This window comes from Anaerobutyricum hallii DSM 3353, from assembly GCF_000173975.1.
GTDB lineage: Bacteria > Bacillota > Clostridia > Lachnospirales > Lachnospiraceae > Anaerobutyricum > Anaerobutyricum hallii.
Map to the genome: position 1 here is coordinate 23,579 of NZ_ACEP01000152.1, position 6,625 is coordinate 30,203.

Genomic DNA, 6,625 nt, shown 5'->3' on the forward strand with positions numbered 1-6,625 from the left:
TTGAATGTTCGCTTAACCGCTCGCATCCAACCTTTGCTCCGAGGCCACAAATACAGGGTATCGGCTCTCTTTGGAAGCTGTTTGTTGGCCTCCCATGCAAATTCAGGATTTATTTAGCTTCAGGAGTTCGTCTGCTCCGCAGCCTCACAAATCAGAATTTCGCTATCTTAAAGCGAAGGGCTTCCTCACTTGTTTGTGCCAGTATTTTTATCGCTTCTTCAGGATAAGCCCCAACAGCAGTTTCTCCCGTTAACATGAGAGAAGAAGCCCCATCTAAGACTGCCTGAAAGATATCCGTTACTTCTGCTCTGGTTGGTACAGGATTTTGCTCCATCGAGGCGAGCATCTGGGTTACGACCATGAATGGTTTCTTTGCACGCAGACAGGTCATGGCGATTCGTTTCTGGATGGCGGGAAGTTTTGGCAGAGGAATGGCATTTCCGAGATCACCTCTTGCTATAACAATTTCATCACAGAAAGGCAGGAGAGAAGGCAGATTTTCTACACCTTCTAACGACTCTATCTTTGCAAAGATGCGTATATAATCCATACCGTCGGCACACAGTTCCTTTCGGAGAGTGATTAAATCATCAGCATTTCTTACAAAAGGAAGCATAACACCGGTAACGTGATATTTTCTGAGTAATTTCAGATTTTGTTTATCTGTTTCAGTGAGTACAGGCAGAGGAACGGTAACATCCTTTATTGCAATACTTTTTCTTGAAGTCAGTTCACCGCCTTTTTTGACTTTGGCACAGAAAATATCTTCTTCTAAAGGTGCCGATAATTCTAATACAATTTTTCCATCGTTTAATTTTACTTCCTGTCCTTCATCGAAATAAGAAAAAAGAATATCAGGACATGGAATAATAGAAAGTTCATCTTCTCCAGCTATGATTCGTGAAAATATAGCGGAGTTTTCTTTTCTTTTATCAAATGATTTTTCTGATACAAGAAAAATAAGATCATTCTCGGAAAGGGAGAGTGGAATATCCAGAGTTCCGATGCGAAGTTCAGGACCCTGTAAATCAACAAGAAGTTCAGGAACGATGTGCAGACGTTCGGAAACTTCGTAATATTGCTGCAGCCAGTCTTTACAGTCATCAAGATTGCTGTGGGAAAGATTAAGGCGCATTCCGGTCATGCCAGATAAAAACATTGTGCGGATTTTTTCTTTTGTGGCACAGGCAGGACCAAGAGTTCCGTATAAATGAAGAGAATGTTTCATAATAAAACCTCCAGAAATAATTTATTGTAATTATAGATGTAACTACTGCTTCATCCATTTGGTTTCTAAAAGTATTATTGAATATAATTTTGCCAGTTTACCTTGTACATCTTTTATTGTGAACTGTCAAATCATTATTCATAAACTGTTATTACTGAATGGATATTACACTACGGACACTTAAAAAAGAGGAAAGTATTGAGATATAGTGTAGTTGTATAGCGTAGTAATTGCATTTTATAATGATAGGTTTTTTATAGTAATTGTGGAATTACTATAGTCACAGCTTAACTTTAAAAAAACTTCTCAAAAATCTAAATCTATTGTATCATGATTTATAGAGAATGGAGGAACTTTTTATGAGATGGAAGCTGACTACGTTGATTGAAAATCATGTGGATAAAGAGGAAAGATATATGTGTGAGCATGGTCTTGCTATTTTGATTGAAGGTGAGAATCAAGAGGAACAGGTTTGCCTGTTAATGGACACAGGGCAGAGTGGAATATTTTATGAAAATGCAGCGAAAATGGGGATTTCTCTTGAAAATTTAAGTGCATTATTAATTAGCCATGCCCATTATGATCATGCTGGTGGTGTGAAAAGACTCATAGAAGAAGAGACAATCAGAAAAATATATGTGGGAAAAGATTTTTTTCAGGGAAAATATTATGAGAAAAACGATGGAACGATGAAAGATATTGGGATTGCATTTTCCAAGGAAGAATTAGAGAAAAAAGGAATAACCGTTTGTGAGGTAAAAGAAGATATGCAAATGATTTTTCCGGGAGTAACATTATATCGTAACTTTGAGCGCATTGTAGGATATGAACAGTTAAATCCTCGTTTTTTTGTAAAAAAAGAAGACAAGGAAATTGTTGCTGGTTGCTTTGCAGAAAGCTTTTTTCAAACACACTCTGGAACAGAGGAAGGAATGACTGCGTACAGTACCGATTGTTCTTCTGACGAATTGAGCGTGAAGCCGGCAATAGAAAAAGTAATATCTGAATATACGAAGGATTCTTTCACAGACGAAATTGCCGTAGCATTAGATACCGAGCAAGGCATTGTCGTTATAGTGGGATGTTCTCATCCGGGCATTATGAATATTCTTAGAACAATTGAAAAGAGAAGTGGTAAAAAGATTTGCGGAGTTGTCGGAGGAACCCATTTGATGGAAGCTGACGGAGAGCGGCTTAGAAAGACAATAGATGACTTAAAAGAAATGAATATAAATTTTATTGCCGTTTCCCATTGTACGGGAGAGGACAATTTAGAAACAATAAAAAATAACTTTGGAGAAAAATTTATTTTTAACTGCACAGGAAATGTAATCAGGTTTTAATAAAATTTCAGAAAAAAGGTTTCTTTGACTTAGTAAGGGTTACCATGTGATTTACAATAGAAATTTATTTAAAATTTATATCATACTGAAAAAGTAGAAAAAATTTAAAAATACCTATTGACAATTGAGCACTTGTTCAACTATAATAAGGACAGTTGAACAAGTATTCAATTATTTGTTTGATGAAGGAGGAAGTTATGGGAACGAAAAAGAGCGATTGTGTGGCAATGTTTCCTGAAAGTATTGAAAAGGTACAGAAGAGTATGCCGAAAGACTGCGAGATTGATAAGGTAGTATCCTTTTTTAAAGTTTTAGCAGATGACACAAGAATACGGATTCTGTATGCACTAAAGGAGCAGGAGATGTGTGCCGGTGATATTGCAGTTTTCCTTGACATGACTAAGTCTGCAGTTTCCCACCAGCTTGCCGTAATGCGTAAGATGCATCAGGTAAGAGCAAGACGGGAAGGAAAAAATGTTTTTTATTCACTGGATGACCAGCATATTGTAGATATTATGGAAGAAGCATTAATACATATGACACATACCGATTCCTAGAGAGTGTTTCAAACACGCTCTAGAGCGTGTAGATTACTTGTTGTTTTTCAACATGTACTGGGGTAATTCTATAATATCAAAAAGAGAGGTATCACAATGCAGAGAAAAGTATATATTCTTGAGAACCTTGATTGTGCAAACTGTGCAGCCAAGATTGAGAGAAAGCTTAGTAAGTTGCCGGAGCTTAGCGATGTATCCGTTACATTTGCAACCAAGCAGCTTCGATTTGCAGCAGAAGATCCGGAAGCGGTTCTGCCAAAAATCAGAGAGACAATTCAGTCTATGGAACCAGATGTAGAAGTTGTTGAGAGAACCCGCAGCAGACGTAAAGCAGCAGAAACTCACAATCATGAGCATCATCACCATGAACATGGAGAAGAGTGTGGATGTGGCCATGACCACCACGACCATGATCATGACCACGAGGAACACGAGCATCATCATCACCATCATGAGCATGGAGAAGAGTGTGGATGCGGCCATGACCATCACGACCATGATCATGACCACGAGGAACATGATCATCATCATCACCATCATGAGCATGGAGAAGAGTGCGGATGCGGCCATGACCACCACGACCATGATGATCATCATCACCATCATGAACATGGAGAAGAGTGCGGATGTGGTCACGACCATCACGATCATGATCATCACCATCATCACGATCACGGTCCGGCAAAACCACAGGCAACTCGTTCACACACACATTTTCAGGTAGACCATCATCAGGTAGAAGGACATCCGGAAGGCTGTCAGTGTGAGCAGTGTAATTCCTATGTAGAATATTGTGATGTTTGTGGAGAGAGCCTTGCAAAATGTAACTGTCATATGCCAGATGAAGATTTGGAGAAGAAAGTATATATTTTAGAGGGAATCGACTGTGCGAATTGTGCAGCAAAGATTGAGGCGAAGATTCGTCAGATGCCGGAAGTTGGATTCGCATCAGTGGCATTTGCAACAAAGCAGCTTCGAGTTTCAGCAAATAATCAGGCAGAGTTACTTCCAAAGATGCAGGCAGTTGTAGATTCTATTGAAGATGGAGTAACAATTGTTCCAAGACAGCGTAAGAAGCTAAGCGGCATTTCCAATACAAAGGTATATATTTTAGAAGGTCTTGACTGTGCAAACTGTGCAGCAAAGATCGAAGCAAAGTTAAGAACATTAAATGGTGTGGATGACCTGACAATTACTTATGCAACGAAGCAGATGAAACTTTCTGCTAAGAATCCAGACCAGATGATTCCGATGATTAAAGAGACAATTGATGCAATGGAAGATGGAATCACAATTGTTCCAAAAGACAATAAAGTGATAAAATCTGAAGAAGCAGGAGAGAAGAAGTTCTCTTTTAACAATCCTCTTGTAAGCATCGGCGTGGGAGCAGTTATTTTCATCATTGGTGAAATTCTTGAACATGTGGGAAATGTACCAACCATTCCAATGTTTGCCCTGTTTCTGATTGCTTATTTAGTTCTTGGCGGCAAGGTATTAATCACAGCTGGAAAGAATATCATGAAAGGTCAGGTATTTGATGAGAACTTCCTTATGTGTATTGCAACAATTGGTGCGTTCTGTATTCAGGAATTCCCGGAAGCAGTAGGCGTAATGCTTTTCTATCGTATCGGTGAGTATTTTGAAGAAAAAGCAACCGAGCAGAGCCGTACTCAGATTATGGAAGCGGTTGACTTAAGACCAGAAGTTGTTAATCTTGTCATTGGAAATGATGTCCGTATTATTGATGCGGAAGAAGCAAATGTAGGAGATATCCTTTTAGTACGTCCGGGTGACCGTATTCCATTAGATGGTGTTATCATTGATGGAGAGAGCCGTATTGATACTTCACCAGTTACCGGTGAGCCAGTACCTGTTATGGCAAAGGCAGGGGACAACATCGTTTCCGGATGTGTGAATACATCTGGACAGTTAAAGATTCGTGTAGAAAAAATTCTTGAAGAATCTATGGTAACAAGAATTCTTGACTCTGTGGAAAATGCAGCGGCAAGTAAACCAAACATTGATAAATTTATTACTCGTTTTGCAAGAGTATACACACCATTCGTTGTATTATTCGCATTATTTGTAGCAGTAGTACTTCCATTTATTTTACCAGATTCCCTGAACTGGCATTTCTTCGTAGACAGTGCCTATACAGGAACAGTAAATACGATTCATGGAACAAGCGGAACCGCATCTATTTACACAGCGCTGACATTCTTAGTTATCAGTTGTCCATGTGCGTTAGTATTAAGTGTACCGCTGGCATTCTTCTCTGGAATCGGAGCAGGCTCTAAGAAAGGTATCCTTTTCAAAGGTGGAATTGCAATTGAAAGCCTGAAAAATGTAAAAGCAATCGTAATGGATAAGACTGGAACGATCACAAAGGGTAACTTTGTTGTTCAGAAAGCCAATCCAGCAGGAAATGCAATGACTGCCAATGATTTATTAGCAATCAGTGCAAGTTGTGAATTGTCTTCTACACATCCAATTGGAAATAGCATCGTAGAAGCAGCTGAAGAAAAGGGACTTTCTATCGAAAGACCATCGAAAGTAGAAGAAATCGCCGGACATGGTATTCGTGCAGAACTTAGCAGAGGTGTTGTTCTCTGTGGTAACAGAAAGCTTATGGATGCACAGAACGTAGACTTAAGTGTATACCAGAAAGAAAACTTTGGTACAGAAGTACTCGTTGCCTTAAATGGCAAATTTGTTGGAAATATCGTCATTTCCGATACTGTAAAAGACGATGCCAAAGATGCAATCGCCGCTGTAAAGAAACAGGGAATTATTACAGCAATGCTTACGGGTGATGCACAGGAAAGTGCAGATGCTGTAGCAAAAGAAACCGGAATTGATGAAGTACACGCAAAACTGCTCCCACAGGATAAATTATCTGAATTGAAGAAAATCAGAGAAAATCATGGAGCGGTTATGTTTGTCGGAGACGGTATCAACGATGCACCGGTACTTGCCGGAGCTGATGTTGGAGCAGCTATGGGAAGCGGCGCAGACGCAGCAATCGAAGCAGCAGATGTCGTATTCATGAACTCCGAAATGAAAGCCATCCCAGAAGCCATCAGCATTGCGAAAATGACAAATAGTATTTCATGGCAGAACGTTGTATTTGCACTTGCAATCAAGATCATCGTTATGATTATGGGTCTGTTTGGATTCGCAAATATGTGGATTGCGGTATTTGCTGATACAGGAGTATCGGTATTGTGCCTGCTCAACTCCATCAGAATCCTGCATAGAAAATAGGAATTTGCCGGGGTGAGTAAACAGACGAAGTCTGAGAATCAAATCACAAATATAGATGATTTGATTCTCGGACTTCTGTTTTCTGGCTGCCCGGGCAAATTTGTGGAAAGATTTGGGGAAGAAGTCAGGAGAGATAGAAGTAATTCGAATCAATTCTTCAAAAAACAGTTATAACGAAAGCTATAACCTTCTGGAGCGTCCTCAAATCCCTCCAACAATAAAAAGCAATTCCA

The 6,625-nt window shown here is 39.5% G+C and carries 4 protein-coding genes; 3 read left to right on the forward strand and 1 reads right to left on the reverse strand.

Annotated elements, in window-relative coordinates; translation table 11 throughout:
• Nucleotides 1–151: 151 nt before the first annotated feature.
• Complete coding sequence (locus EUBHAL_RS13595) at nucleotides 152–1,228, reverse strand: pyruvate kinase (RefSeq protein ID WP_005351249.1); 1,077 nt, start codon at nucleotides 1,226–1,228, stop codon at nucleotides 152–154.
• A gap of 359 nt (nucleotides 1,229–1,587) precedes the next feature.
• On the opposite strand from EUBHAL_RS13595, the gene EUBHAL_RS13600 reads away from it, so the two are divergent.
• From EUBHAL_RS13600 to EUBHAL_RS13610, 3 genes are all read left to right on the forward strand, one after another.
• On the forward strand, nucleotides 1,588–2,571 hold the full coding sequence (locus tag EUBHAL_RS13600) for an MBL fold metallo-hydrolase (RefSeq protein ID WP_044923659.1): 984 nt from the start codon (nucleotides 1,588–1,590) through the stop codon (nucleotides 2,569–2,571).
• 197 nt (nucleotides 2,572–2,768) lie between these two features.
• On the forward strand, nucleotides 2,769–3,128 hold the full coding sequence (locus EUBHAL_RS13605) for an ArsR/SmtB family transcription factor (protein ID WP_022169829.1): 360 nt from the start codon (nucleotides 2,769–2,771) through the stop codon (nucleotides 3,126–3,128).
• Between the two features lie 96 nt (nucleotides 3,129–3,224).
• Nucleotides 3,225–6,392, forward strand: coding sequence for a heavy metal translocating P-type ATPase (locus EUBHAL_RS13610; RefSeq protein WP_005351256.1), 3,168 nt, complete (start codon nucleotides 3,225–3,227; stop codon nucleotides 6,390–6,392).
• Nucleotides 6,393–6,625: the final 233 nt, after the last annotated feature.

Bases quoted from the DNA above. Each gene is read 5' to 3' on its own strand.
- EUBHAL_RS13600 (WP_044923659.1), top strand. From the start codon at position 1,588: ATGAGATGGAAGCTGACTACGTTGATTGAAAATCATGTGGATAAAGAG.
- EUBHAL_RS13605 (WP_022169829.1), top strand. From the start codon at position 2,769: ATGGGAACGAAAAAGAGCGATTGTGTGGCAATGTTTCCTGAAAGTATT.
- EUBHAL_RS13595 (WP_005351249.1), bottom strand. From the start codon at position 1,228: ATGAAACATTCTCTTCATTTATACGGAACTCTTGGTCCTGCCTGTGCC.
- EUBHAL_RS13610 (WP_005351256.1), top strand. From the start codon at position 3,225: ATGCAGAGAAAAGTATATATTCTTGAGAACCTTGATTGTGCAAACTGT.